The 26,814-nt window shown below is 35.7% G+C and carries 27 protein-coding genes and 1 other annotated feature; of the genes, 12 read left to right on the top strand and 15 right to left on the bottom strand.

Annotated elements, in window-relative coordinates; all coding sequences use genetic code 11:
• Positions 1-324 precede the first annotated feature (324 nt).
• Positions 325-735 (top strand): DoxX family protein, encoded by a 411-nt coding sequence (locus H3T96_RS02930; protein WP_039126302.1) that lies wholly within the window; start codon positions 325-327, stop codon positions 733-735.
• Between the two features lie 78 nt (positions 736-813).
• Here H3T96_RS02930 and H3T96_RS02925 read toward each other — a convergent pair whose 3' ends face one another.
• The 5 genes from H3T96_RS02925 to H3T96_RS02905 form a co-directional block, all read right to left on the bottom strand.
• Complete coding sequence (locus H3T96_RS02925; RefSeq protein ID WP_144091240.1) at positions 814-1,686, bottom strand: DUF4261 domain-containing protein; 873 nt, start codon at positions 1,684-1,686, stop codon at positions 814-816.
• 404 nt (positions 1,687-2,090) lie between these two features.
• Complete coding sequence (locus H3T96_RS14970; protein ID WP_370545713.1) at positions 2,091-2,237, bottom strand: LysR family transcriptional regulator; 147 nt, start codon at positions 2,235-2,237, stop codon at positions 2,091-2,093.
• A 112-nt stretch (positions 2,238-2,349) separates the two neighbouring features.
• A complete protein-coding gene (locus H3T96_RS02915) occupies positions 2,350-2,952 on the bottom strand; it encodes a hypothetical protein (RefSeq protein ID WP_198248584.1) in 603 nt (200 codons plus the stop codon).
• Complete coding sequence (locus tag H3T96_RS02910; RefSeq protein WP_198248583.1) at positions 2,921-3,292, bottom strand: alcohol dehydrogenase catalytic domain-containing protein; 372 nt, start codon at positions 3,290-3,292, stop codon at positions 2,921-2,923. Before H3T96_RS02910 ends, H3T96_RS02915 begins: the two co-directional genes overlap by 32 nt.
• 171 nt (positions 3,293-3,463) lie before the next feature.
• Positions 3,464-4,012 carry a cysteine hydrolase family protein gene (locus tag H3T96_RS02905; RefSeq protein WP_144091239.1) on the bottom strand — a complete coding sequence of 183 codons (549 nt, stop codon included), beginning with the start codon at positions 4,010-4,012 and terminating at the stop codon, positions 3,464-3,466.
• A gap of 106 nt (positions 4,013-4,118) precedes the next feature.
• Here H3T96_RS02905 and H3T96_RS02900 point away from each other — a divergent pair, with 106 nt between their 5' ends.
• The 9 genes from H3T96_RS02900 (at position 4,119) to hisIE (ending at position 11,965) form a co-directional block, all read left to right on the top strand.
• Positions 4,119-4,511: an Lrp/AsnC family transcriptional regulator gene (locus H3T96_RS02900; protein WP_144091238.1), complete on the top strand. Its 393-nt coding sequence runs from the start codon at positions 4,119-4,121 to the stop codon at positions 4,509-4,511.
• Positions 4,512-4,720: 209 nt separating this feature from the next.
• Positions 4,721-4,846: a sequence feature (His leader region), on the top strand.
• Positions 4,847-4,885: 39 nt separating this feature from the next.
• Entirely contained in the window at positions 4,886-5,785 is a 900-nt protein-coding gene (gene hisG / locus H3T96_RS02895; RefSeq protein WP_144091237.1) for an ATP phosphoribosyltransferase, read from the top strand.
• Positions 5,786-5,789: 4 nt separating this feature from the next.
• Positions 5,790-7,085 carry a histidinol dehydrogenase gene (gene hisD, locus H3T96_RS02890; protein ID WP_144091236.1) on the top strand — a complete coding sequence of 432 codons (1,296 nt, stop codon included), beginning with the start codon at positions 5,790-5,792 and terminating at the stop codon, positions 7,083-7,085.
• Positions 7,086-8,153 (top strand): histidinol-phosphate transaminase, encoded by a 1,068-nt coding sequence (hisC, locus tag H3T96_RS02885; RefSeq protein ID WP_144091235.1) that lies wholly within the window; start codon positions 7,086-7,088, stop codon positions 8,151-8,153.
• Positions 8,154-8,161: 8 nt separating this feature from the next.
• A complete protein-coding gene (hisB, locus tag H3T96_RS02880; protein ID WP_144091234.1) occupies positions 8,162-9,229 on the top strand; it encodes a bifunctional histidinol-phosphatase/imidazoleglycerol-phosphate dehydratase HisB in 1,068 nt (355 codons plus the stop codon).
• On the top strand, positions 9,230-9,817 hold the full coding sequence (hisH, locus tag H3T96_RS02875; protein ID WP_086326347.1) for an imidazole glycerol phosphate synthase subunit HisH: 588 nt from the start codon (positions 9,230-9,232) through the stop codon (positions 9,815-9,817).
• Between the two features lie 17 nt (positions 9,818-9,834).
• Positions 9,835-10,572 (top strand): 1-(5-phosphoribosyl)-5-[(5-phosphoribosylamino)methylideneamino]imidazole-4-carboxamide isomerase, encoded by a 738-nt coding sequence (gene hisA / locus H3T96_RS02870; RefSeq protein WP_144091255.1) that lies wholly within the window; start codon positions 9,835-9,837, stop codon positions 10,570-10,572.
• Positions 10,554-11,330, top strand: coding sequence for an imidazole glycerol phosphate synthase subunit HisF (gene hisF / locus H3T96_RS02865; RefSeq protein WP_144091233.1), 777 nt, complete (start codon positions 10,554-10,556; stop codon positions 11,328-11,330). The genes hisA and hisF overlap by 19 nt, the downstream gene beginning before the upstream one ends.
• Positions 11,324-11,965: a bifunctional phosphoribosyl-AMP cyclohydrolase/phosphoribosyl-ATP diphosphatase HisIE gene (gene hisIE, locus H3T96_RS02860; RefSeq protein ID WP_144091232.1), complete on the top strand. Its 642-nt coding sequence runs from the start codon at positions 11,324-11,326 to the stop codon at positions 11,963-11,965. Before hisF ends, hisIE begins: the two co-directional genes overlap by 7 nt.
• A gap of 67 nt (positions 11,966-12,032) precedes the next feature.
• On the opposite strand, the gene cysB is transcribed toward hisIE, so the two are convergent.
• The 3 genes from cysB to matP all read right to left on the bottom strand — a co-directional run bounded on the left by cysB (position 12,033) and on the right by matP (position 16,264).
• The gene (gene cysB, locus H3T96_RS02855) at positions 12,033-13,007 is read right to left on the bottom strand and encodes an HTH-type transcriptional regulator CysB (RefSeq protein WP_144091231.1); all 975 of its coding nucleotides are present in this window, start codon (positions 13,005-13,007) and stop codon (positions 12,033-12,035) included.
• A gap of 163 nt (positions 13,008-13,170) precedes the next feature.
• On the bottom strand, positions 13,171-15,771 hold the full coding sequence (topA, locus tag H3T96_RS02850; RefSeq protein WP_144091230.1) for a type I DNA topoisomerase: 2,601 nt from the start codon (positions 15,769-15,771) through the stop codon (positions 13,171-13,173).
• Positions 15,772-15,799: 28 nt separating this feature from the next.
• The gene (gene matP, locus H3T96_RS02845) at positions 15,800-16,264 is read right to left on the bottom strand and encodes a macrodomain Ter protein MatP (RefSeq protein ID WP_039126398.1); all 465 of its coding nucleotides are present in this window, start codon (positions 16,262-16,264) and stop codon (positions 15,800-15,802) included.
• 149 nt (positions 16,265-16,413) lie between these two features.
• Between matP and H3T96_RS02840 the strand changes: the two genes are divergently transcribed.
• Positions 16,414-18,105 carry an amidohydrolase gene (locus H3T96_RS02840; protein ID WP_144091229.1) on the top strand — a complete coding sequence of 564 codons (1,692 nt, stop codon included), beginning with the start codon at positions 16,414-16,416 and terminating at the stop codon, positions 18,103-18,105.
• Between the two features lie 48 nt (positions 18,106-18,153).
• On the opposite strand, the gene H3T96_RS02835 is transcribed toward H3T96_RS02840, so the two are convergent.
• Positions 18,154-19,545 (bottom strand): PTS fructose transporter subunit IIC, encoded by a 1,392-nt coding sequence (locus H3T96_RS02835; RefSeq protein WP_144091228.1) that lies wholly within the window; start codon positions 19,543-19,545, stop codon positions 18,154-18,156.
• Positions 19,538-19,972: a PTS sugar transporter subunit IIA gene (locus tag H3T96_RS02830; RefSeq protein ID WP_039126259.1), complete on the bottom strand. Its 435-nt coding sequence runs from the start codon at positions 19,970-19,972 to the stop codon at positions 19,538-19,540. The genes H3T96_RS02835 and H3T96_RS02830 overlap by 8 nt, the downstream gene beginning before the upstream one ends.
• A 361-nt stretch (positions 19,973-20,333) precedes the next feature.
• Here H3T96_RS02830 and H3T96_RS02825 point away from each other — a divergent pair, with 361 nt between their 5' ends.
• Entirely contained in the window at positions 20,334-21,716 is a 1,383-nt protein-coding gene (locus H3T96_RS02825; RefSeq protein WP_039126256.1) for an APC family permease, read from the top strand.
• A gap of 123 nt (positions 21,717-21,839) precedes the next feature.
• On the opposite strand, the gene H3T96_RS02820 is transcribed toward H3T96_RS02825, so the two are convergent.
• The 5 genes from H3T96_RS02820 to H3T96_RS02800 all read right to left on the bottom strand — a co-directional run bounded on the left by H3T96_RS02820 (position 21,840) and on the right by H3T96_RS02800 (position 26,801).
• Positions 21,840-22,103 carry an HPr family phosphocarrier protein gene (locus tag H3T96_RS02820; protein ID WP_039126254.1) on the bottom strand — a complete coding sequence of 88 codons (264 nt, stop codon included), beginning with the start codon at positions 22,101-22,103 and terminating at the stop codon, positions 21,840-21,842.
• 136 nt (positions 22,104-22,239) lie between these two features.
• Entirely contained in the window at positions 22,240-23,178 is a 939-nt protein-coding gene (locus H3T96_RS02815; protein ID WP_144091226.1) for a phosphatidate cytidylyltransferase, read from the bottom strand.
• Positions 23,179-23,236: 58 nt separating this feature from the next.
• Positions 23,237-23,713 (bottom strand): hypothetical protein, encoded by a 477-nt coding sequence (locus H3T96_RS02810; protein WP_039126248.1) that lies wholly within the window; start codon positions 23,711-23,713, stop codon positions 23,237-23,239.
• On the bottom strand, positions 23,697-25,034 hold the full coding sequence (locus tag H3T96_RS02805; protein ID WP_144091225.1) for a phosphatase PAP2/dual specificity phosphatase family protein: 1,338 nt from the start codon (positions 25,032-25,034) through the stop codon (positions 23,697-23,699). Before H3T96_RS02805 ends, H3T96_RS02810 begins: the two co-directional genes overlap by 17 nt.
• A gap of 12 nt (positions 25,035-25,046) precedes the next feature.
• The gene (locus tag H3T96_RS02800) at positions 25,047-26,801 is read right to left on the bottom strand and encodes a bifunctional alpha/beta hydrolase/class I SAM-dependent methyltransferase (RefSeq protein WP_144091223.1); all 1,755 of its coding nucleotides are present in this window, start codon (positions 26,799-26,801) and stop codon (positions 25,047-25,049) included.
• Between the last annotated feature and the right edge of the window lie 13 nt (positions 26,802-26,814).

Genomic DNA, 26,814 nt, shown 5'->3' with positions numbered 1-26,814 from the left:
CAATGCAAGGGAAACCAATAAAATTGCGTTAAAAAAAACAACAGAACAATTTAATCTATTTGACACCAACAATAAGTAAGACATAACGGTGTAACTTTTAAGTTACACCGTTATTTTTATCTACACATAAATAATTAAACTTCTAAATAGCGTAAACATAATATCACTAACCTTGTTCAATTTTCGTAAGTAACTTTACTAATGATTATTATCTGTGAGACAATCTTAAGTGCAGTATCCTATGTTGTAACTAAGTAATAGCTTTTGTAATAGATCTCAATGATTTTAATTATTATTTTGCTAACTTAATATAGGAACCTCAAAATGAAAGAATATCAAACTGATGTAGCAGCATTTGTATTACGAATTGCTTTAGGTATGATGTTTTTAGCCCATGGTTTTACTAAATTACTTGTTCTCACTCCGGAAGGTACGGCTGAGTATTTCCATACTCTTGGATTTCCAGGATTTTTTTCCTATATTGTTATCGCTTTTGAAATAGGCGGTGGTGCATTGTTATTATTAGGTATTTTAACCCGCGCAGTTGCATTAATTGCATTTTTTCAACTTGCGATAATTACCATTGTACATTGGACTAATGGTTGGTCTTTTACTAATCCGGGAGGAGGTTGGGAGTATCCAGCATTTATGTCTTTAGCGGCTTTTAGTCTTGCTTTATTAGGTACGGGTCGGTTTAGTGTTTTATCAGGTAAAAAATATACGCAAACCATTTAATTATACTATACTCAGTTTTTAGGAAAGGGAAAAACAGTGAACAATTACCTTTCCTAAAACTTTTATACTATAAAATTACTAATTAATTTCAATTACTAAAAGATCACCCTGATCGTTTAAGAAATATTCATCATCTTTAGGCACTCGTAATGACATCATACGATTTTCACCTATTTCCATAGTATCGCCAGGATTCATTGTTACTTTACTTTGTCGCAAATAATTTAAAATATTACTAAACATATCAAAATAATAGTCACTTTCCTCATAACTATTGGCTAATACAGCAAAATTAGGTAAGCCAAATATATTAGCGCCATAAGTGCGCATCCAAATCCCTTTAATATTTTCTATTTCATATTTAACAAAACCACAAAACAATAAAGGTAAACATTCTCCTAAACTGGTTAAACCATCTTTTTCCGAAGCTAATTCATTAATAAAGTTAATTGGCAATGAAGTATGAGCATCCTCATTAATTACTGCTAACGCATTAAATTGTTCAAAGCATACCGCTAAACGTGTTAAAGCTAGATACTGCTCTAATACATCTTGCTCATAGCCGACATAATATAATAATAAATGACTGTCACTTTCATAAATTTGTTGTTTTATTTCTTGACTATAACTAGCTGGAGTAACACATAATTCTAATTCATTTTGAGGATAAGGCGCATTGAGCCCCAAAATTCTAATAATATGTTTTCCCCAACTCACTAAAATCCACATGCCCTCTTCAAGTTGTCCGAACGGCACTTCATATCGAATATCCTTTATGGTCGGATCAACAGATTTAAGTTTTGTTAATAATTTATCGTTATTAATATCAAGTGCACCTTTAAATACAATACTTAAGCCAACTGAACTATCAATTTCAGGATTTGGAACAATTGAATTACCCATCTGTTTTGATTCTGATTTTTTCTCAAAAAAACGAGAAAATATACCCATTTTATATTCCTTATTATAACTATTTTAAATTAAATCTAATTTAGTGCATTTTACAGTAATTGATACTATAAAACTTAACCTCCAATAATATATAATTGCTTATATTAAATAAATATTTTATTTATCATTTTTTACCATTGTGAATTTTTTAATTCAATAATTAAAAAATCAATCAAACATCGAGTTCTAAGTGGCAACAATTTACGACTTGGGTAAATGGCATAGATGTTTAAATCCTCAATTTCATAATTACTGAGTATAGGAGAAAGGCGCCTTCTTTGATGTCATGATCAATAATAAAATTAGGTTGTTTGGATATTCCTCCATGATGTAACATGATTTGTCGGCAAGTGTCGCCATTGTTACAATAAATATCAGCATTTAAATTTATTGCATAACAAATATTAAATTGTCCAGTGTAATAATCGTACTTGTAAACGATCTTCTAACGCGTAAATATGACAATATACAGTTTGCTTAGACATATTCAATTTTATGGCAGCCTTGATAAAACTATTACATCCAACAACAGCAACAAATTTAACAAGAATAAAAAATCTAAAAACGATTGAATGGTAATATTATTAATTATTAGGAAAGATAAAATATACAAGTATCTTTCCTAAATCTTAATAATTAATAACATATTATAATATCTATGATTTAAGCAAATATTAATAAAGGCTTATTGTTTCTATGTGGTTGTCTATAGGTTTTTATCGCTTCTTGCCAATCAGGAAATTCAAATAAACTTGCTATATTTAAATCATTTGCATCTAATATGGGCCATATATCATCAAACATCTTTAGCCATTGATTTTGACTTATTAGATTTAAATAATGCCGGATATGAAACCAATGAACTTTAGGTAATCGCTTTTTAGGTTGAAAAAAAGTACCTGAAAGCAAACCATACGAGACAAATTCACTTGAATCAGACATATGATTCAAAATTGTTTCAGCAAGCTCGCCACCAACCGCATCAAAAACAATATCAGCATGTGCAGCAAAATATTCTATAGCTTCAGTATCGTTTTGATTTATTTTTTTAATACCATATTTATTATAAAATTGAACATGATTATCTGAGCGACAAATGACAGTTACAAATAATGCTTGCAAATTTACTGCCCATTTGCATAACAATTTTGCACAATCAGCTCCCCCCGCAGTAACTAAAATATGCTTTCCTTGTGGAGAATAATGTTTAAGCATTAACCAAGCTGCTACAAGATTAATATAAGCTCGAGCAGCGATAAGTATCATCAATTGAATCTGGAACTTGGATAGCATATTTCGCGGGTGAATCAACGAAATGTTGCCAAGTTCCTTCTCCTCTTAAAGGTAATACACGTTTTCCAATCAGATGACGATAAGTTAAAGGTGCCTCAATCACCTCACCTACTCCCTCATAACCAGCAATTTGTGGCAGAATAATACGATGCTGATAAGCACCTGTAATTGGAATAAGGTCTGAGGCATTAATTGGCGCATATAACATTTGTACTCTAATGTAATCTTCTTTTAATAAGTCTTTATTTGAAAGTTCAAGCTTCAATACATCTTCAGGGATACCAAACTGCCTATAACATAATGCTGAGTTCAAGTATTGTTCCTATTTACTATATTAATCGAATTAAAATAGCATGATTATAATTTATTTAACGGTAAATTATTCTATAAACTTTCAACAATTAGATGGCTTTTTTGTACCATCTAAATGCCTATCAATGAAATGCTAATTATGAATATAAAAACCTTTTTCACTGTTATTATGTTATGTTGTTTGAATAAATGCTTCACAGCTCATTATCTTAGAAAATCGCATTAATGCAGACATAAAACTATTGTGAACGTCTTGTGAGGGAATGATGTTGCCATTGAAGTCAAGATCACGAGTAGTACAAGCATCATGAATTAAAATCGGTTGATAATTAAGCTCAAATGCACAGCGGGTAGTTGAATCTACGCACATGTGACTCATCATGCCACAAATCACTAATTGTGTTATTCCTAATCGCTCTAACTTTTCTTGCAATTGTGTTTGGTAAAAGCTATTTGGATAGGCTTTTTGAATGATCATTTCATTCGGTTTGATAGGAAGTAATTTTGCATGTAATTGACTACCAAAACTGTTATTCACAAAAAAAACAGCATTAGGATCTGGGTTAATATGTTGTATATAAATAATAGGCAGTTGTTTTTGCCGAAAATAATTCTGCAGTTTTAAAGTATATTGTAATGTTTGTTCAGTATTATTTAACGGATATTTTCCGTCAGGAAAATAATCATTTTGCACATCAATAATCATTAATGCTTGAGTCATTTTGCTCTCCTTTATAAGGTTTCGTGTTATTATTTTCTAATAATCAATTTTTAAAGAACATAGCGAATTGAAATGATAAATATCAGTTAGCTTTCAAATTGAAACAATGGATAAAAAAGATCGAGCGATTTTAAGTGAATTAAGAAATAACAGCCGTCAATCTTGGCGCGAAATTGGCGATAAGGTTTTCTTATCTAGCCAAGCCGTTGGTCAACGCGTTCAAGATTTGCTAAATAATCATATTATAGAAAAATTCACCATTAAAGAACAAAAACAAAACTTACAGTTCATTACTATTTATATGAACACAAATCAATTTACTTCTTTTGAAAACTTAGTAAAGTCTTTTAATGAAGTAATAGAATTTTATAAGATTACAGGCGACGGATGTTATATGATTATCAGCCATTTCGACAGCGACGCATTGAATCTCTTTTTAACTAAAATTACCGATTTTGGTCGTTATAAAGTCAGTCATCGATTAAAACAAATTTTATAATTAAGTTAGTTTAACTTGACTCATTAGCAATTAATATCCGTAACTTTTGAAAAGCAAAAAGTCTGATATTTGCAATATTTCTTTATCAATCATAAAAAATGAGTTGATAGTTATTCATTTCTATTATATTTTATATATCAATTTTGATAATTAATTAAATTATTGGTTTTTATTTTTATGAATTGTTTTTGCGTTTTTGTTACTAAACATCATCATCACCATCATACCTGATTAGTCTTCGGGCGATTGGTGCTGGAAGACAGTTGGTCTTCCGGTGATATCGCAAAAGCAAATAGAAAACCCTCGGAAGATCAAACTTTCGAGGGTTTTTTGTTTGTGGTTAAAAAATTTTTTAGGATAATTTGGAGAATAATATGTTGGATAATTCGCGTTTACGTATAGCAATGCAGAAATCAGGTCGCTTAAGTGATGAGTCAAAAAAGCTACTTGCACAATGTGGAATTAAAATTAATCTTCAAGAACAACGTTTAATTGCCTTTGCTGAAAATATGCCGATTGATATTTTACGTGTTCGTGATGACGATATCCCGGGGTTAGTCATTGATGGCGTTGTCGATTTGGGAATTGTTGGCGAAAATGTTTTAGAAGAAGAAGTATTAGATCGACAAGCTGAGGGTTTCAATCCTCAATATAAAACATTGCGCCGATTGGATTTTGGCGGTTGTCGATTATCCATTGCAGCGCCTCGTGATTTTGATTATACCGGCCCTGAATGTTTAAAAGATTTACGTATTGCTACCACCTATCCTCACCTACTCCGTCGTTATCTTTCTCAGTACAATGTAGCTTTTAAAACCTGTTTGCTTAATGGTTCAGTCGAAGTAGCGCCACGAGCAGGTCTTGCTGACGTTATTTGTGATTTAGTTTCAAGTGGTGCAACACTTGAAGCGAATGGACTTAAAGAGATTGAGGTTATTTACAGATCTAAAGCTTGTTTAATTCAACGCCAAGCCGAGATGTCAGCTGACAAACAAGCATTGATTGATAAGTTGATGACGCGAATTCAAGGTGTTATCCAAGCTCGTGAATCCAAATATATTATGTTACATGCACCAACTGCAGTGTTAGATCAGGTCGTAGCTTTATTACCTGGTGCTGAAAATCCAACGATTTTACCTCTTACTGGTGAACAAAATCGTGTGGCGTTACATATGGTAAGTTCCGAATCGCTATTTTGGGAAACCATGGAAAAACTTAAGGCTTTAGGTGCTAGTTCAATTCTTGTCTTACCAATTGAAAAAATGATGGAGTAATACTATGAAACTCTCTTATTGGCAACAATGTTCAGATGCACAGCGTGCAGCACTTTTAACTCGCCCAGCTATTACTGCTTCAGATTCAATTAGCCAAGCGGTAGCAGATATTTTAAGTCAGGTGAAACAAAATGGTGATCAAGCTTTAATCGCATTAAGTAATAAGTTTGATAAAGTACAAATCCAACAAATAAAATTAACACAAGATGCCATCAAAGCAGCAACAGCAAGGGTTAAACCTGAATTAAAACAGGCAATGCAATTAGCCGTCAGTAATATTGAAAAATTTCACCAAGCCCAAGTTAAATCAGCAATTACAGTTGAAACAATGCCGGGGGTGAAATGTCAGCTTGTTACTCGTCCGATTGATTCAGTAGGTCTCTATATTCCAGGTGGTTCTGCACCTTTATTATCGACGGTTTTAATGCTTGCAACTCCAGCAAAAATTGCCGGTTGTCGTAAAGTCATTTTATGCTCTCCTCCACCTATTGCTGATGAAATCTTGTATGCAGCTGAACTGTGTGGTGTAACCGAAATATACCAACTAGGCGGCGCACAAGCCATTGCTGCAATGGCTTTTGGTAGTGAATCGGTACCTAAGGTCGATAAAATTTTTGGACCGGGTAATGCTTTTGTTACTGAAGCTAAACGCCAAGTTAGCCAACGCCTTGACGGCGCTGCTATTGATATGCCAGCAGGTCCTTCTGAAGTGTTAGTTATCGCCGACAGTTCAGCTAATCCAGCTTTTATTGCTGCAGATTTATTATCACAAGCGGAGCATGGCCCCGATTCACAAGTGATATTACTTACTCCAGATGAGGATATTGCGAAAGCGGTTTCAATTGAAGTTGATAAACAATTAACTCAATTATCTCGACAAGGTATTGCCGAAAAAGCTTTGCAAGAAAGTCGTCTAATTGTGACAAAAAATTTAGATCAATGTATTACTATTAGTAATCGTTATGGTCCTGAACATTTAATTATTCAAACACAAAATGCTGATGATCTTGTAGAACAAATCACAAGTGCCGGCTCAATATTTTTAGGGGACTGGTCACCCGAATCGGCAGGTGACTATGCTTCAGGAACTAATCACGTTTTACCGACTTATGGTTATACAGCGACTTATTCAAGTCTTGGATTAGCCGATTTTCAAAAACGTATGACCGTACAGAAATTATCACCAGAGGGCTTACAAGCCATTGGTAATGCAGTTGAATTAATGGCACAAGCTGAACAACTTACTGCCCATAAACAAGCTGTAACGCTTCGTTTAGCTGCATTAAACGCTAAAAAATAGGTGAACAATATGGATATTAATCAATTAGTCCGAAAGAACGTACAGAAACTAACCCCTTACCAATCTGCTCGTCGTATTGGTGGAAATGGCGATGTATGGTTAAATGCCAATGAATACCCTGTTGCTCCAAAATTTGAGTTAACGGAACAGACATTAAACCGTTATCCAGAACCGCAACCGGAACAAGTTATCAATAGTTATGCTCATTATGCAGGTGTCAAACCAGAACAATTAATTGTTAGTCGTGGTGCTGATGAAGCAATTGAGCTGTTAATGCGAGCATTTTGTGAGCCACAGCAAGATAGCATTTTATATTGTCCTCCTACCTATGGTATGTATCAGGTTAGTGCTGAAACATTAGGTATCGATATAAAAACTGTACCAACGAAATCGAATTGGCAATTGGATTTAACAGCCATTGATCAACATCTTGATAATGTTAAATTAATTTATGTTTGCTCGCCAAACAATCCAACTGGCAATTTAATTAATCCTAATGATATTAAAACATTATTGGATATCGCTAAAAACCGTGCTCTTGTGGTAATAGATGAAGCTTATATTGAATTTTCACCAGAGTCTTCAGTAGTTAGTTGGTTAGCAAGTTATCCGCATTTAGTTATTTTAAGAACTTTATCGAAAGCTTTTGCTTTGGCTGGTTTACGTTGTGGTTTTACCATCGCTAATAAACCAGTGATTGATGCATTACAAAAAGTAATTGCTCCTTACCCGTTGGCAACCCCTGTTGCTGATATTGCGACGCAAGCACTAAGTAAAACGGGGATTGAAAAAATGCAACAACAAGTGCAACAACTCAACAGACAAAAAGAGAGATTTGCAAGCGATTTGTCTGCTTTACCCATTGTCGAAAAAGTTTATCCTAGCTCATCTAACTATTTATGTGTTAAATTTCAAGCGGGTAAAGATGTGTTTAAAACATTATGGAATAAAGGCATTATTTTGCGCGATCAAAGCAAATCTATTGGGCAAGATAGCATAATTCGCATTAGCGTTGGCACAGCAGCCGAATGTGATGCGGTGATTTTGGCACTCAAAGCGATAATATAGGAGCAATGATGTTACAGAAATACTTATTTATTGACCGAGATGGAACATTAATTACTGAACCGCCAATTGATTTCCAAGTCGATAGCTTTGAGAAGTTGGCGTTTGAACCTCATGTCATCCCTGCTCTACTTAAGTTGCAATCTGCTGGTTTTAAACTGGTGATGGTAACAAATCAAGATGGTCTTGGTACTAGCAGTTATCCACAATCTGATTTTGATGGACCTCACAACTTGATGATGCAAATCTTTCAATCACAGGGTGTTAACTTCGAAGAGGTGCTAATTTGTCCTCATTTTCCAGAAGATAATTGTCAATGTCGTAAACCAAAAATTCAATTAGTTCTACCTTATCTTAGCAATGGTAACTTAGATAAAGAAAACAGTTATGTTATTGGTGACAGGGTTACTGATGTTCAACTCGCCGAAAATATGCAAATCAAAGGATTACGTTATCATCCTGAAACGTTAAATTGGTCTGAAATAGCACAACGTTTAACCACCGCTGACCGCTACGCAAAAATTGAACGTAATACTAAAGAGACAAAGATCTTAGTTGAAGTTTGGCTTGATCGCCAAGGTGGTAGTCAAATCAGTACAGGTATTGGGTTTTTTGATCATATGTTGGATCAAATTGCAACCCATGGTGGGATTAAACTTAATATTAAGGTTGACGGAGATTTGCATGTTGATGATCATCACACCATTGAAGATACTGGATTAGCATTAGGCGAAGCCTTAAAAATCGCTTTAGGAGATAAACGAGGAATTACTCGTTATGCATCAGTCATTCCTATGGATGAATGTTTAGCAAAATGTGCAATGGATATTTCGGGTCGGCCTTATTTAAAATTTAATGCTCAATTTACTCATCAAAAAGTAGGCGATATGAGTACGCAAATGGTTGAACATTTCTTCTATTCTCTCAGCTATGCAATGGCAATTACCTTGCATATTGAGACACAAGGCGATAATGATCACCATAAAATTGAAAGTTTATTTAAAGCCTTTGCTCGAACGTTGAAGCAAGCAATTAAGATAGACGGTAACAGCTTACCGAGCTCAAAAGGAGTACTGTAGATGAATGTTGTCATTCTAGATACGGGTTGTGCAAACCTTTCTTCGGTTAAATATGCCATAGAAAGATTGGGTTATAAACCGATAATTAGTCTTGAGCCCGAAGTCGTACTTGAATGTGATAAGTTGTTTCTACCCGGTGTGGGATCGGCTTCGGCGGCAATGAAAAAGTTAAAAGAACGTAATCTAATTGAACTTATTAAAGCGTGTACTCAACCTGTTTTAGGCATTTGTCTCGGTATGCAGCTACTAGCCGAATACAGTAGTGAGGGGCATGTACATACATTAGGAATCATTGATGAAAAAGTCGATAAAATTCCAGATATTGGTTTACCTTTACCTCATATGGGTTGGAATCAAGTTTACCCAAAAGCAGGTCATCATCTATTCAGAGATATTGCAGATGGTGCTTATTTTTATTTTGTTCATGGATACGCGATGCCACTATGCTCAGCAACTATTGCAGAAACCAATTACGGCGAAAGCTTTACCGCTGCCGTGCAAAAAGACAATTTTTACGGTGTACAGTTTCATCCCGAACGTTCTGGGTCAGCCGGTGCACAATTGCTAAAAAACTTTTTGGAGATGTAACTATGGCAGTTTATCCAATTATTATTCCAGCCCTTGATTTAATTGATGGTAGTGTCGTTCGATTACATCAGGGCGATTATGACCAAAAACGTGACTATGGAAGTGACCCTCTATTACGCTTACAAGAGTATCAACGACAAGGCGCAAAACTTCTACATCTTGTGGATTTAACCGGCGCAAAAGATCCTAAAGCTCGGCAAATTACTTTAATTCAAACGTTAATTAAAGGTGTCCAAGTACCTGTACAAATTGGTGGTGGTATCCGCACCCAAGACGATGTAGAAGCGCTCCTTGCAGCTGGCGCAGCGCGAGTTGTGATAGGTTCAACAGCAATAAAACAGCCAGAATTAGTTAAACAGTGGTTTAGCAAATATGGTCCTGAAGCGTTAGTTTTAGCTCTGGATGTGCGCATCGCTGCTGATGGTAATAAATATGTTGCAATTCATGGTTGGCAAGAAGATTCTAACCAAACACTTGAACAAGTCATCGATGATTACTTACCTCATGGCTTAAAACATGTGCTTTGTACAGATATTTCTAAAGATGGGACACTAAGTGGCTCAAATGTGAAACTATATCGTGAAATAAGCCAAAAATACCCGCAGATCGCCTTTCAGGCATCGGGTGGAATCGGTCAACTCGATGATGTTAAAGCTCTCAAGGATAGTGGCGTGGCGGGAGTGATCGTGGGACGAGCACTACTTGAAGGCAATTTTACGGTTGAGGAGGCAATTTCATGTTGGCAAAAAGGATAATTCCTTGTTTGGATGTACGCAATGGACAAGTAGTGAAAGGCGTGCAATTTCGTAATCACGAAATTATTGGCGATATTGTACCTTTGGCTAAACGTTACGCCCAAGAAGGGGCTGATGAACTGGTTTTTTATGATATCACTGCATCTTCCGATGGTCGTGTCGTTGATAAAAGTTGGGTTGCAAAAGTTGCCGAGGTGATTGATATTCCCTTTTGTGTAGCTGGTGGTATTAAAACAGTTGAAGACGCAGGACAGATTTTAACTTTTGGTGCAGATAAAATTTCAATTAACTCACCCGCATTGGCTAATCCTAGTTTGATTACTCAATTGGCTGATCGTTATGGTGTGCAGTGTGTTGTAGTTGGAATTGATACTTGGTATGACCAAGAATCAAATAACTATCATGTCTATCAATTTACCGGAGATGAAAAGCGTACAGTGGCAACCAAGTGGAATACCCTTGATTGGGTAAAAGAAGTACAAAAACGGGGTGCGGGTGAAATTGTTTTAAATATGATGAATCAAGACGGTGTGCGTAATGGTTACGATTTAGCTCAATTAAAAGCCGTGCGAGAGGTTTGCCATGTACCATTAATTGCATCAGGTGGCGCGGGTACAATGGAACACTTTTTACAAGCCTTTAATAAACCAGATGTCGACGGTGCATTGGCCGCGTCAGTATTTCATAAACAAATCATTAACATTGGTGAACTTAAACAATATTTAGTGCAACATGGAGTAAATATTCGATTATGCTAACAGAAAATTCCAACACAAAATTCGATTCATTGCAATTCGATACAAAGCAACTTGATTGGCAAAAAGTCGATAATTTGATGCCTGTCATTATTCAACATTATGTCTCAGGCGATGTATTAATGCTGGGTTATATGAATCAAGAAGCTCTATCTCAAACTCAAGCCAGTGGTAAAGTTACATTTTATTCACGTACTAAACAACGTCTTTGGACCAAAGGCGAAACTTCCGGTAATTTTCTAAATGTAGTAAGTATTACTCCAGATTGCGACAATGATACTTTATTAGTTTTAGTTGATCCAATTGGACCAACCTGTCACACAGGTACCAACAGTTGTTTTGCTTCTGCGAAAACTCAATGGGGTTTCTTATTTGAGTTAGAGCAGTTAATTGCTGGTCGCAAAAATGCCGATCCAAAATCTTCTTACACCGCTAAACTCTATCATGATGGAACTAAACGTATTGCTCAAAAAGTGGGTGAGGAAGGCGTTGAAACGGCTTTAGCTGCAACGGTACGTGATACTGAAGAGTTGAAAAATGAATCGGCTGATTTAATTTACCATCTACTCGTTTTACTGCATGACCAAAATCTGTCATTGCAAGATGTCATTGGTATTTTGAAAGCCAGACATAAATAGTGCTAATAAAAAAGTGCGATAATTTCGCACTTTATTCAGCTTTATTATTCAAAAATAAAATTTCAAGCTAGCGAACTGGCAATTTTACCCCATTGAACATTGCTAACACTTCAGTATTATTTTCACATAACATCAGTTTGTCGATAGTTTGACGATTTAAATGTGGTGAAAATTGACTGATAAAATCATACATATAACTACGTAAAAATAAAGAACGTGCAAAAGTAATATAAGTAGTACTGTAAGGAAAAATATGCCCAGCATTAAGCACGACAAAATCGTCATCAGCAATTGCATCACTTACCGCCATTTTAGCAACAATTCCGACGCCAACACCTAATTTAACATAGGTTTTAATTAACTCTGCATCGGTTGTGCTAAACACAATATTCGGCGATTGCCCAGCGCGAATAAAAGCTTGATTGAGGTCAGAACCATCATTAGTAAAGTCATAACTGACTAAGGGATATTGGGATAACTCGGCAATGGAAATTAAACTACTTTTGGCCAATGGATGATCCTTTTTAACTATCACTGCTTGGTTCCAGTGATAACATGGCAATGCAATCATTTCATCATTAAGTTGTGAAAGGTCGGTGACTATGGCGAAGTCGGCTTGCCCCGCTTGTGCTTGTATAATACATTGCGGTGATGAGCCCTGCTCCATATGCAAAATAATATTTGGGTATTGCTTCATAAATTGCTGGATGACTATTGGCAAACTATAACGTGCTTGAGTATTAGTTGTCGTAATCGTTAATGAGCCTTGATTTGGCTGACTAAACTCTTTAGCTATAATTTTTATATCATTTGATTTATTGAGGATTTCACGCGCTAGGGATATCACTTTTTCCCCTACAGGTGTAACTTCAGAAAGATGTTTACCGACTCTTGTAAAAATTTGAATGCCAAGTTCATCTTCTAACAATTTTATTTGTTTACTGATACCAGGTTGCGAAGTATAGAGTTTTTCGGAGGTTAACGACACATTAAGGTCATTGTTGACCACTTCAACAATGTAGCGTAATTGTTGCAATTTCATGACAAGGCTCCTTAAACTATATACTTTTCACGCTTTTGGCTTTACTCTAAAGCGAAAAATCGTAAGGTAATTCCTTTCACACTCTAGCACAAACAAAAACAAATTTTATACTAAAACGTATACATAACCTGAAACTTTTTGACAAAGTTTCAGGTGTTCTTACCTACTTTTTACTATTTACCCATTTGCCGTCTATGTATTGCATTACCCAGCCAGTCGATTTTCCATTAACTTCGGAAGTGACATACTGTTGTTTGCTTTTACGACTAAAACGTACAATGGATGGATTTCCATCTGGATCTTTATTCGGTGCTTGAGTTAAATAAATAAATTTCTCTGGCAAGCGATCTTTAAAACGTTGTAGCTCTTCAATCAATGGTGCACGTGTTTCTCTTGATTTTGGGAAGTTATGCGCAGCCAAGAAGATACCTGATGCACCATCACGTAAAACAAAATGAGCATCAGATTTACTACACGGTAATTCTGGTAAATCAACAGGATCTTCTTTTGGTGGTGCAACATCACCATTTTTTAAGATTTTACGTGTATTTTTACAATCTTGATTAGTACATCCCATATATAAACCAAAACGCCCTGATTTTAAGTGCATTTCTGATCCACATTTTTCACATTCAATAATAGGGCCTTCGTAGCTTTTAACCTTGAAGTTACCTTTTTCAACGATAGAACCATCACAAATTGGATTGTTACCGCAAATATGTAATTTGCGTTCGTTATCGAGTAAATAACTGTCCATTGCGGTATGACATTTTGGACAACGTTTAAGCGCTCTTAAAGCATCCGTTTCCGCCGTTTCGGCCTCTTCCAAAATATTTAATGTTTCGTGTTCTGGAATGAGATTAATGGTTTGCTTACAGCGTTCTTTAGGTGGTAATGCATAACCCGAACAAGCTAAAAACACCCCTGTTCCAGCAGTTTTAATGCCCATTTCACGTCCACAATTTGGACATTTAATTTCAGGTGTTAAAACCAGTGGATTAAGTTGCATACCGCCTTTATCTGGTGCTTGTTCCGCCACTTCAAGATGAGCACTAAAATCGCTAAAGAATTGGTCAAGAACTTCTCGCCACTCTTGTTTTTTATGGGCGATTTCATCTAAAGCATGTTCCATACGTGCAGTAAAATCGTAACTCATTAAATCATTGAAGTTTTCGTTTAATCTATCTGTTACAATTTCACCAATTTTTTCAGCATAAAAGCGGCGATTATCCAAACGCACATAACCGCGATCTTGAATAGTTGAAATGATAGTTGCATAGGTTGATGGACGACCAATTTCTCGTTTTTCAAGCTCTTTAACCAATGACGCTTCGTTATACCGTGCAGGTGGTTTGGTAAAGTGTTGATTTGGATTTAAGCTGATTAACGATAATTCGTCGTTAACAGCAACTTTAGGTAATATTTTATCCTCATTGTTTTTCGAGAGTTGAGGTTGCACTTTAGTCCAACCATCAAAACGCAACGTACGTCCTTTAGCTTTTAAGGTAAAATCGCCTGATTTTACAGTGAGAGTTGTGGAGTTGTATTCAGCCGACGTCATTTGGCAGGCAACAAATTGTCGCCAAATTAATTGATATAATTTGCATGCATCCGCTTCAACATCACTAATATTATCGGCAATAACGTTCACATCAGACGGACGAATGGCTTCGTGCGCCTCTTGGGAATTCTTTTTACTGCTGTAAACATTTGCTGATTTAGGTAAATACTTGTCACCAAAATTCTGACCAATATAATCACGCACCATTGTTAATGCATCTTGACTTAAATTGGTTGAGTCAGTACGCATATAAGTAATGTAACCTGCTTCATACAGACGCTGGGCAAGCATCATGGTTTTTTTAACCCCAAAGCCTAAACGCGTGCTAGCAGCTTGTTGCAAAGTTGAAGTAATAAACGGTGCAGTTGGATTACTTTTCGTTGGTTTTTCTTCAATATTGATAACTTGATATTGATTTTTGTTTAACTCAGCTAAGGCAATATCAATAGCGACTTTATCTTTTGGCTCAAAGGCTTCATTTTTATACTGCACAACTTGCATCGTTAACAGCTCACTATTAGCTGTATGCAAATCAGCAAACAGATCCCAGTACTCTTCTGGAATAAAGGCATGAATTTCACGTTCACGCTCAACCACTAATCGAACAGCAACGGATTGTACACGCCCCGCTGATAATCCTCTCGCCACTTTTTTCCAAAGTAAAGGTGATAGCATAAAGCCCACAACCCGATCCATAAATCGACGGGCTTGCTGAGCATTGACGCGATCCATATCTAACATAGCGGGTTCATTGAATGCGTTTTTAATCGCGGTCTTGGTGATTTCGTTAAATACCACACGACGATATTTACTATCTTCACCGCCTATTACATCTTTTAGATGCCACGCAATTGCTTCCCCCTCTCTATCCAAGTCGGTTGCCAGATAGATCATGTCAGCATCTTTAGCAAGTTTTTTTAGTTCAGCAACAACCCGTTCTTTACCGGGTAAAATTTCATAATGCGCTTTCCAGCCATTATAAGGATCGACACTCATTCGGTCGACTAAAACCTGTTTCTCTGAACGTTTAACTTTTTTCTCAGCTTTGTCTTTTGTGGTTTTTTCAGCACGTTGACTACTACCACTTACTGGAAGGTCACGAATATGTCCCACACTTGATTTAACCACGAAATCTTTGCCAAGATATTTATTAATCGTTTTTGCTTTGGCTGGTGATTCCACAATAACAAGGGATTTTCCCATAATTAAGCCTATTTATCCTGTAGTTGAGTTAGTTATTATCAAGCTTCGCATCAAGAAGTGACTGTAAATCATCCTTAATAGTCGATACTTTTGTTGCATATTGCTCTTTTTGCTCAGCGTCTTCAATAAGTTGTGTAATGGTTTGCGACAAAGTACAGCCTCGACGTTTTGCTAAATTAGCTAGCCGTTGCCAAACTAAAAATTCCAAATCTATGGATTTTTTTCGTGTATTTTGTTGTTCAGCATTAAAGTGACGTTTTCGTCTAGCCCGAATAGTTTGCTTCATTCGATTATCTAAATCGGGATTCAAATGCTCATTGATCCAATTCACAACTCCTTTTGGATTATGTTCTAATAGTAATAATTCATTTACGGCATGTTGTGCAGCACTTTTTTCGATGTAACGAGTAATTAACTCACCCTCTAAATGCCTTTTTACAAGATAGTGCCATTTCCAACCACATTCAAGGTTTTCTAATTGTTGATATTTCATCGGCTCACCTTGTGACGCTGTAACTAAATGGCTTAGTTTTAGCATAATCTGCTCACACAATAAAGAAAATTATTGCATTTGACAAATTTTTTATAAATCTGTTATCGTTCAGCTTTAATTTCGATCTTTATTTTGAGGAATCACTTATAATGGCTAAAGCTGATGTTATTTATGTTAATGGCTATATTTACACCGCTGACAAACAAGACACTGTTTGTGAAGCTATTGCCATTAAAAATGGCTATATTATTGCAACCGGTAGTACACAAGAAATAAATAACCAGAACTATGTTGATAACCAAACAACCATTTATGATCTAAAAGGCAAAACCATGATGCCTGGGATCATCGATTCACATTTACATACTTTTTGGGGAGGAATGCAACTATCCTCATGTAATTTAAATTATCAAAGTTTAACCATTGATGATACTTTAGCAATTATTCAACAATACTTAGATAAAGATTCTACAAATCACAATAACCATTGGCTGCAAGTACGAGGTTGGCTAAGACAAGAAGTTCTTCCCGTAGGGACTGATATCACTCGTTTCGATCTTGATCGTCTTAACACTTCACGCCCAGTAATTCTTTTTTCAAATGATTGCCATACCTTGGTTGCCAATAGCACTGCATTAGAAAAATTTGGCTTAGATAGGAATACGCCAGAACCTACCGATGGCAAAATCGGCCGTACTGCTGATGGCGAATTAAATGGTATCTTAGAAGATGCCCCTGCCATGCGTGCCTTTGATAGTATATCTAAATTAACGGACGAGCAAGCGGTTAATGTTGCTAAATTATCACAAACCGAATTAAACAAACAAGGCGTTACTGCGGTTATGGATGCCCGAATCACTCATACGCAAGCCGATGCTTTTTTACAATTACAAAAACAAGACCAATTAACCATTCGTTTATTTGGTGCTCATGAGCTTCCACCTGATGATGTTTCATCTATTGAAGATATCCCTAGTGTAATCAATAAAGTAAAACAATTTGCTGCTCGTTATGATGATAAAAACTGGCAACCAAAACCAGGTATCAAGGTGTCACATGTTAAGTTATTCGTTGATGGGGTAATGCAACAACCTTTGATGACCGCTCGTTTACTTAAACCTTATAATTTAACCGATGAAAAAGATCGTTACGGCGATCTCTATTATTCCATCGAAATGTTAGATGCTTTGATTTTAGAATCGTCCAAAGCGGGTTTCCACCCTCATATGCATACTGTTGGGGAAGGCGCAATTGAAGTCGTGCTTAATGCAATTGAGAAGATGCGAAAAGTATTACCCGATGCCGATATTCGTCCAAGTACAGCGCACAATGAGTTAAGCGCTGCACATCAATTTGCTAGATACAAAGAGTTAAATGCTGGTGTGGTCTTTTCATTCCAATGGGCAGGATGCAGCTCAGCCATGGTTGAACAATATCAAACTCTTTTTGGTGAAGAGCGCTATCATGGTTTAGAAGCTCATGGACGATATATCGATGCAGGCGTTCATTGTGCTTTTGGTAGTGATTGGCCGATTGATCCATTAAATGAATGGTATGATTTTCAAATTGCTATGACCAGACAAATCGATGCCGATCATCCACGATTAAATAGCGACCGTAATTTAACCGCTAAAGAGGTATTACGTTGTGCCACCATTGGTGCGGCTTATATATTGAAACAAGATGAATATATTGGTTCGATTGAAAAAGGTAAATTTGCAGATCTTATCATTTTAGATCGTAATCCGTTTACCATTGCTGCGACGGATATGCAAAATGTAAAAGTTTTGACAACGATTGTCGGTGGTAAAGTAGTCTATCAACAAGATAAATCATTATAAATGGATTGATAAACTGTTACACCGCCATAATTGACGGTGTAACTTATTTTATGATTCACTCTCAATGACTTGCTCCGTTTCTACTGGAGCTTTCTTAGTGAAGTGCAAGATCGCAGCGATAATCAATGCGCCAATAAACATATCAATAACATACCACATTGCGCCTTTTGTTACCCCACCTAAAGCAACAAGTCCTCCAAAAGCAACTAATGAGTCTATACCACTGATCATCCCCAACATCCCTGCAATAGCAGTACCCACAACTATAGCAATGATTACCCGTTTTGGATCTTTGGCTGCAAATGGAATGGCTCCTTCAGTAATACCGGCTAATGATAAGAAAAATGCCGTAATACCAAACTCTTTTTCTTCTTTACTGTATTTGGATCGTGAAACAATTAATGAAGAAATAGCCAGTCCTAAAGGTGGGATCGCACAGCACATACGGAAAACCCCATTAGGCCCATAAACACCCTCCGCCATTGCGGCTAAAGTAAACGCTGTTGCAGCTTTACTGCATGGCCCCCCCATATCTAAAGCAGCCAATATCCCAATACCAATCCCTAAAAATGCCGCATTGACTTGTGACATCCCTTTTAAGGTTGCAACCATGGCTTTTACAAACCAATCCAGTGGGTAAGATAAGCCATAAATATAGATTGGCGCCATTACCAATAGTGTTACCGTTGGAATAATCATAACAGGCATTACTGACGCAATAACGGGATGCACTTTGATTGTTTTAAACCATTTAACAAAATAACCAATTAAAATCCCAAAAATCATGGCTCCAATAAATCCAGTACTAACATTATTGACACCAATTGGATTATTAACGACATACCCCATAATGAATGCAGGAGCAAGAGCCGCGTTACCACCAATTGAATAGGCCATATATGCAGCTAAAACCGGTACCATCATTGCAAATCCATAGAATGCAACTTGTTGAAGGTCAGCAAAGAATTGATTGCTTGGTAAAATGGTATTGTTAGTAACATCACCCGTCATTAACACAATTGAAAAGAGAATCCCTGATGCAATAATGACTGGTAAAAATTTGCTAATTCCCGTATTTAAAGCTCTAAAAATTTCTGTACCAATATTATCTTTGACAATTTTTGTCGACATTTGCTCTGCATTATTGAAAATATTGGCAGTATTTTTAACGGCTTCACCCGTACTGACTTTGATAATATTTTTAAAAGGCTCAAGTCGCTCAGCATTTTCGATTGATATATCCGTTGCCAATATAATGACATCAGCACTTTTAAGATCATGTTCAGTTAAAACATTTTCAACACCTGCTGCACCTTGTGTTTCAACCTTGCAATCCCAACCGCGTTTTTTAGCTTCATTTGTTATTTTTTGTCTTGCAATATAGGTATGCGCCATACCTGCGGTACAGGCGCAAATGGCTACAATTTTCTTATTATTCATAAATACCTCTCACCCTATGAGCAATGGTTTGAATATCACTATTTAACAATTCAGCAATAAAATCATCATCAGCAAGACTAGCTGCTAATTTAGCGATAATGGCCAAATGTTCTTTATCAGCATGTTCTTGAGCACCAATCATTACAATTAATTTAACTTTATTATTATTGTTCCAAACAATACCATCACTATATTTGCCAACTGCAATAAATGGGGTACTTACGCCACCACTTTTAGCATGAGGTAATGCAATATCGGGTAACACATCCGTTTCCATTTCTTGTTCATGTGCCATAACATCCTCAACAAATTTTTCAACATCAGTTAAATAATTTTGACTTTTTTGAGCCATTAATTGAATGATCGATGATTTTTGTTTTATTACATCATTAGTTAATTCAACAGGTACAACGGGAATTGAGGTCATAAATATATCCTTCTATTGATAAGTATTTACAGATTAAATTATCTGCAATTTATAATAAATATAACGTGTTTTCCTTATACTGACATCTCCTGAAACAAAGAAATAATTAGATATAGATCACAAAATCTGTATCTCTTAAATTGACTTTATCAAAGTGTGATTTTTGTTGATATGACGAAAAATAATTCCCTATAAAATAGCAAGCTCAAAAATTACACACTTGTATGTTAATAAGCTAAAAATTAGCTTGCATAATTATAATAATGTGGGAGAATTCCCTGCCGCTTTCAGCGGGTAAAAAAGGCAAAACTATACTTAGTAGTTTTTTATTGTTTTTTGGGACAGAGGAGCAAAATTAGTCATGTCCGCAATAAAAATGAAACGAGTTTTAACCACACCTGCATTAATTGCATTTGGTTTAGCTTATATGGTTCCTTTAGGGATCTTTACCACTTATGGGGAAGTTACCGTTGCCAGTAATGGACACTTACCTATAGCCTATGTTATCACTCTAGCAATGATCTTTTTTACAGCATTAAGTTATTGTCGTATGGCAAATAAACTACCTATTGCTGGTTCTGCCTATTCGTATGTACAACATACATTTGGTGGAAGAATTGGTTTTTTAGTGGGATGGGCGCAAATTCTTGATTATCTATTTTTACCAATATTAAATTATTTGGTTTTGGGCATCTATCTTAATGAAGCATTCCCAAGCATACCTGCTTATGTATTTGTGCTTGGTTCATTATGTAGTGTCAGCTTGTTAAATTACTTAGGGATTAAATTAATTAATTCAGTGAACTTTACTTTGATTATTATTCAAATGTTTTTTATTGGATTATTTATTTTCTTAACTTTAACCAATGTAAGTTTAACACCAGAAGCAATGATAAAACCTTTGGCTGTTAATGCAGGTGATTTTAGCGGATTAATGTCTGGCGCAGCAATATTATGTCTTGCCTTTTTGGGTTTTGATGCTATCGCGACACTGGCAGAAGAATCAAATGATGCACAAAAATCATTACCAAGAGCCATTATATGGACGGTTCTTATTGCAGGAAGTATATTCTTAATTGTTTCGTATAGTGCTCATTTAGCCTATCCTAACTGGACAGATTTCGCTTCTAATAAAGATACCGCTAGCTTGGATGTAATGCGTAAAGTAGATTCTATAAGTAATTTAAAAGAGATACTTGGTAAGTATGGAAATGATTTTATGTATAACTTTTTCCAATCTGCTTATCTAACCGGTGTTTTTGCATCAGCAATGACAGCACAAACCAGTGTATCAAGAATATTTTATGCGATGGGTCGCGAGGGTGTATTACCTAAACAGATTTTCTTTAAAATCCACCCTCGTTTTAGAACACCTTATTTATCAATATTGTTTGTGGCTTGTTTTTCATTGTTATCATTGGTATTAGATCTTAGTTTGGTTGTTTCAATGATTAGCTTTGGTGCTTTAGTTGCTTTCACATTTGTTAATTTATGTGTCATTAAAAGTTATCTATGGGATATCAAAACGAAAACAGCAAAAGTGTTATTTAAATATGGTGTATTACCAGCAATTGGTGTTTTACTTTCGTTATGGCTATGGACCAGCCTTGATGAGACTGCGATGATTGTTGGCTTAGTTTGGTTAGCGATTGGATTTTGTTATTTAGTCTATTTGACCAAAGGTTTTACTAAGTTATTGCCATCGATTGATCATCATGAATTGAATTCAATCATTAAAGATTAAAGTAATCTTTTAAAATAGGTCTACTTGAAAGTATTTAGTTACTGCCCTTTTAAAACAATTCCGTCGACTTATGTCGACGGAATAATAATTTTTTGATGTTAATTGAATTAATTTATCAATTAATTACTCACCAAAACCTGTAGCAAATAATTCACGGATTTCATCCATTGCAGCTTGTTCGTCTTCACCATCACAAATGATTTCAACAGTAGAGCCACCTTTAACGCCAGCGCCTAATAAACCCATCATACTTTTCATTTTAATCGCTTTGTCATTGTAAACGAGTTCAATTGTTGATTTATAACGACCTGCTAGTTTTACAAGTGTTGTTACTGGGCGGGCGTGTAATCCAGTTGAATTTTTTACTACCATTTGTTCTTTTAACATATTATTGTCCTTCTATATATCTTAAGTTAATACATTTCAGTATTTATATCATAAATTGAATTTTTTTGCTCTTTTTTATATGCAAATTTTTTTGCAATTTATATTATCTTTCTGCTTTTCTTAATCAGATTTATAATCATACCCAATAATATCGCACAACATGAAAAAATATAGGTGCAGCAAAACAGATAGAATCTAAACGATCCAGCACACCACCATGACCGCTAATAAGCCTCCCCCAATCCTTTACACCTCTATCGCGTTTAATTGCCGACATAACCAATCCACCTAAAAATCCAAGCAAGGTGATCATGAGTGAAATTAAACCAGCTTGAATAAAGCTAAAAGGCGTTACCCACCATAAACATGCACCTATCAAACTAGCCGAAAAAATACCGCCAATAAAGCCCTCAACAGTCTTGGATGGTGATAAATTAGGGCTAATTGAATGTTTACCAAATAGCTTACCAAATACATACTGTAAGACATCTGATAGTTCAACAACAAATACAAGAAAAGCAATCAACAATAAATTGCGGTCTTGATAGTGATCGATGGGTAAAATAATCAATGCTGGTATGAAAGATATGCTATAGACGGTAATCATCAATCCCCATTGCACTTCAGCTATTCTTGCTAAGAAATTATGAGCCGATCCAGTAATTGCCGCCAAAATAGCTAAAAATAGAAACCCATAAATAGGAATAAAGATACAAAATAACTCATACCACGACACGGCAACTAAGATATATTGTAATGGTAACACAATGAAATAAGCAAAAAGTAAAGGCCAATAATCATAACGGGTTATGGGCGTTAATGTCAGAAACTCACGCAGAGCTATACCTGACGCAATAAAAAAGAGAATAATTACGGCAAATTTTCCCAAAAAAATAGCGATGGCAAAAATGGCTACCATCACCCACCAAGCATTAATGCGTTTGTTTAAATTATCAATAACACTATTTGGGCTTTTCATACGTCGTTTCAACAACCAACCAATCGTAGATGCTACAATCAACAATACACCTATACCAACAAACAATAATAGACCATCGCGTTGATAACTAGACATGTTTTCCTCCATATTGTTTGTTATTATATGTGTGATAATATTCAATTTAATCGGAAAGTTAAGTAGAAATACCTAAAATAACTGTCACTATTGCTAAAATTAGCTGCATACTAATTAGGAAAATCTGTTTTTTGAATAATTTCAATGTCCCTTTTTGACGATCTTCGATTGAGCGCAATGGTTGTTGTTTCGATTTTTTTAAATTCAATTGCAATAAGGCATTATCCAATTCATCTAAAACATCAGGAAACTGATCGTATTTGGTGGCTAGATAATCAAATAGTTTTTTATCAAAGGCTATACGTATTGCATAATATTGACTGATTAATCCAACCAAAAAGCTGACTAAACTGTAACTTGTCAATAAAACAGAATTTAAGAACCAACTAGCCATTAACCCAAAAAACAAGGCTATTAACGTCAGTAATCGCGAAAAAACCTCTAATTGATGACTTATAATAAGAAAATGATTAAATGTTACTAAGACTGTTTGATTGATATTTTCAGTTATTTTAGCTTTATTCGAATTGACCACTGCAGCTTCCTTTTTGAATCCTATTAAACCAATTGATTAATACGGTTTGTTGCTTGGAGGAAATAACGACCGAACTACGACCCGTTTTCACTTTGATTATTGCTTCTTCCACATTAGTCGCTCTTTTGGTCAATAATAACCATGCGATTACGGCTGTTGCACTACGCGAATAACCTAATGCACAACATACCAAAACAGAACCTTGCTTTTGAAATTGATCGATTTTTTCGGCTGCTCGTTGACACTGCTCAATGGACAAAGGTGTCATATCAAGTACTGGAATCAAACTGTAATGACCATTAAATTGCCCAATTGGTAATTCAGCACAGAGATCAACAACTGAACCGATAGGTTGAGTTTGCAAAGTGTTTTGCGAAGCAATCCGCCCTAAATAGACATTATCAAGAATAAAATCAGCTGGTTTGTTTTTTAAAGTCCATAAACGAGAATTAAGCCACATAATTACAAAATAAGGTAAATATAAAATTGCTACCGCGAGCGTAAAATGTCCATTAGCTTGTTTTTGGAAACCTGTTGCTCCAAATAGCAAGTAATTGGCTGATACTAACCCAAAAGCTCCCGCTACCCACAATAGCCAAAGTCCAACCCCACCAATATATATAGCTAAACTTAATGATAATAAAAATAGTAAGAAGTAAATGCTGCTCCAAGTATATTGCTTAGGGTATGATTTATTTTTTAAAGGAGCTATTCCATTTTCTGGCCATAACCAAATACAAAAACAGCCTGCCCATAATCCTGTTGGAACATCAAAAAAATGATGTTGCCACGTTGTTAAAACAGATAAGGCAATTAATAAACACCAAGCATGTAGAAGCAATTGATTAAATTTTGATTTTAAATAACTCTTATAAAACTGCCATAAGATCACCAGTAAAGTAATGTGTAAGGAAGGAGCTTGATTAAAGGGTTTGTCAAAACCCATTAAAACATCAAACCATAATCCTAAAAAACCATCAAGATGGGGGCGTTCAAAACTAAATTTTAGAGGGAATATCAAAAAACAAGTAATACAAATAATTTGCGCCGAAAAAAGTCTTAAACATAAAATTTTAAGCGATTGCTTAGAACTGGCCAATAAAATGGCTAAACCATACATGAAATCAATGGACCAATAAGGCACAATTGTCCAAGCCCATAATGGAGTTGAGGATTCCCAACTGAATACCAAACTCCCCACATCAGAGCGATTTGCAGTATACCAGTTAGTTAAGTTATAACTGGTAAAAAAGAATATTGATAATCCAGCTAATAAAGCAAATTTATAATAGATTAATGCTCCAAATTTTTGTTTTTGCATATGGACCAACTATTATTTAATCCTTTGCGCCAGTGATACTGTAAAAATACCCCATTGATCGATACACATATCTATTTTTTTGAATCCCGCAGCAGCAACCAATTGATCCATTTCCAATTGAGTGCGTCTGCGCATTACCCACGGTTGCCCATCACGATGCGAGGTCAAAGCACGGGCTATAAACTCTAATTGAGGATGCCAAGGTTGATTGGTATAGATTAAATACCCCCCTTCAGGTATAACATCCGCTAACCCAGAGAGAGATTCACGTAATAATGCATTATCATCGAATAATTCATATAACCCTGAAACTACTGCTAATGTTGGTTGAGGTGTTAATTCGGCTAATTGCTGCCGATTAAATGCATCTCCTTTTTCAAAACGAACAAAGTTTGTTAAACCAAGTTCATCAATTAATTTTTGCCCATCACGAATATTAATATCACTGTAATCCCGCAATAGTACCGAATCAGGTTTATGAGCTATTTGATTAACGGTTTCAAGAATATAACGACCATGTCCCGCCGCAATATCAACGATGTTAACAGCTTTATTTTGTTGTTGTAGTTGGTTAACCGCTTGTTTTAAGATCTCTTCAAGATGGATTTTGCGTTGACGAATGCCTCGCCAACCTATGGATTGTAAATAAATATAATCCAAAAACTGCCCGAGTTTAGAATTTCCTGTCGGTTCATTACGATAGATATAATCTAAGGTACTCCCTGAATCAAAACCAGTATCAAAACCGAGTTTAATACCATTTGAAACTCTACTCGCATATTTTAAAATGGCTTTAACAAACCGCCAATATAAAGGTTTAATCAAGCCTGTTGGCGGCATTGCTAAAGAGTCTTTCTCTTGCCTTGTATAACCAACAAGATCAGCATTAACGAGTGATGGCACGCTAGGTGTGTTGGCAAAACAGCCAATAATAAATCGTCTTGCCCTGTCGATAGCGATTTGGCGATCTTTTTCACCAAAAGTATCATGATAAAATTTTGGTAAAATATGAAATTCTTTTTGCTGGGTACCCAAGTTTTCATAAAATTTTTTTTGTGGTTTACGTTTTACCACATAATCTGATCCCGAAACAAGTAATTGGGTCGGAACGGTAATGGCGTTAGCATCTTTAACAATTCGGTCAGATACGGTATAAAGATCTAAAAGTAATCTAACCGATATTGGTCTAGTAATTAATGGATCTTGGGTAAATGACTTCGCTCGCTCAGCATCATGAGTTAATAAATTAGATTTAACGTAACTATTAACAAAAAAATTACCTTTTAAGTTGTATAGTAATTTCAATCCAGGTACAGCGAATGGTACATAAAGTTTGACATTAAATGCAGGAGACCCCAACACCAACGCACGAATATTAGGCACATAGTCGTGTACCCATGCAGAAGCAATCACGGCCCCAACACTTTGGGCAATAACGGCAATATCTTGATGTTTTAAATGATATTCTTGCAAAATATGTTCAACAAAGCAGTTAGCATCTTTAATTAACGTTGCAAAATTAGGCGCATCACCTCGCTCACCTTCTGATTGACCATTACCTCTCGCATCCCAAGCAAAGATCTGATAATCGGGTAGATTCAATTCATCAGCAAGATGAGCAACACGACCTGAATGTTCATGACCGCGATGAAAAAGCACAATCGCTTTGGAAGAAAGTCCATCACTGCTATCAACTGCTGGCCAATAACGATAAAATAGTTGGCAGCCATCGTGACTTATAAAAGTTTTTTGTTGTTGATCACGCATTTTATTTCCTTTT

It is taken from the genome of Gilliamella sp. W8136, assembly GCF_016101285.1.
Taxonomy (GTDB): Bacteria; Pseudomonadota; Gammaproteobacteria; order Enterobacterales; family Orbaceae; genus Gilliamella; species Gilliamella apicola_N.
The sequence above is the reverse complement of the archived record's forward strand: the minus strand, read 5'-3'. Positions and strand labels throughout refer to the sequence as shown.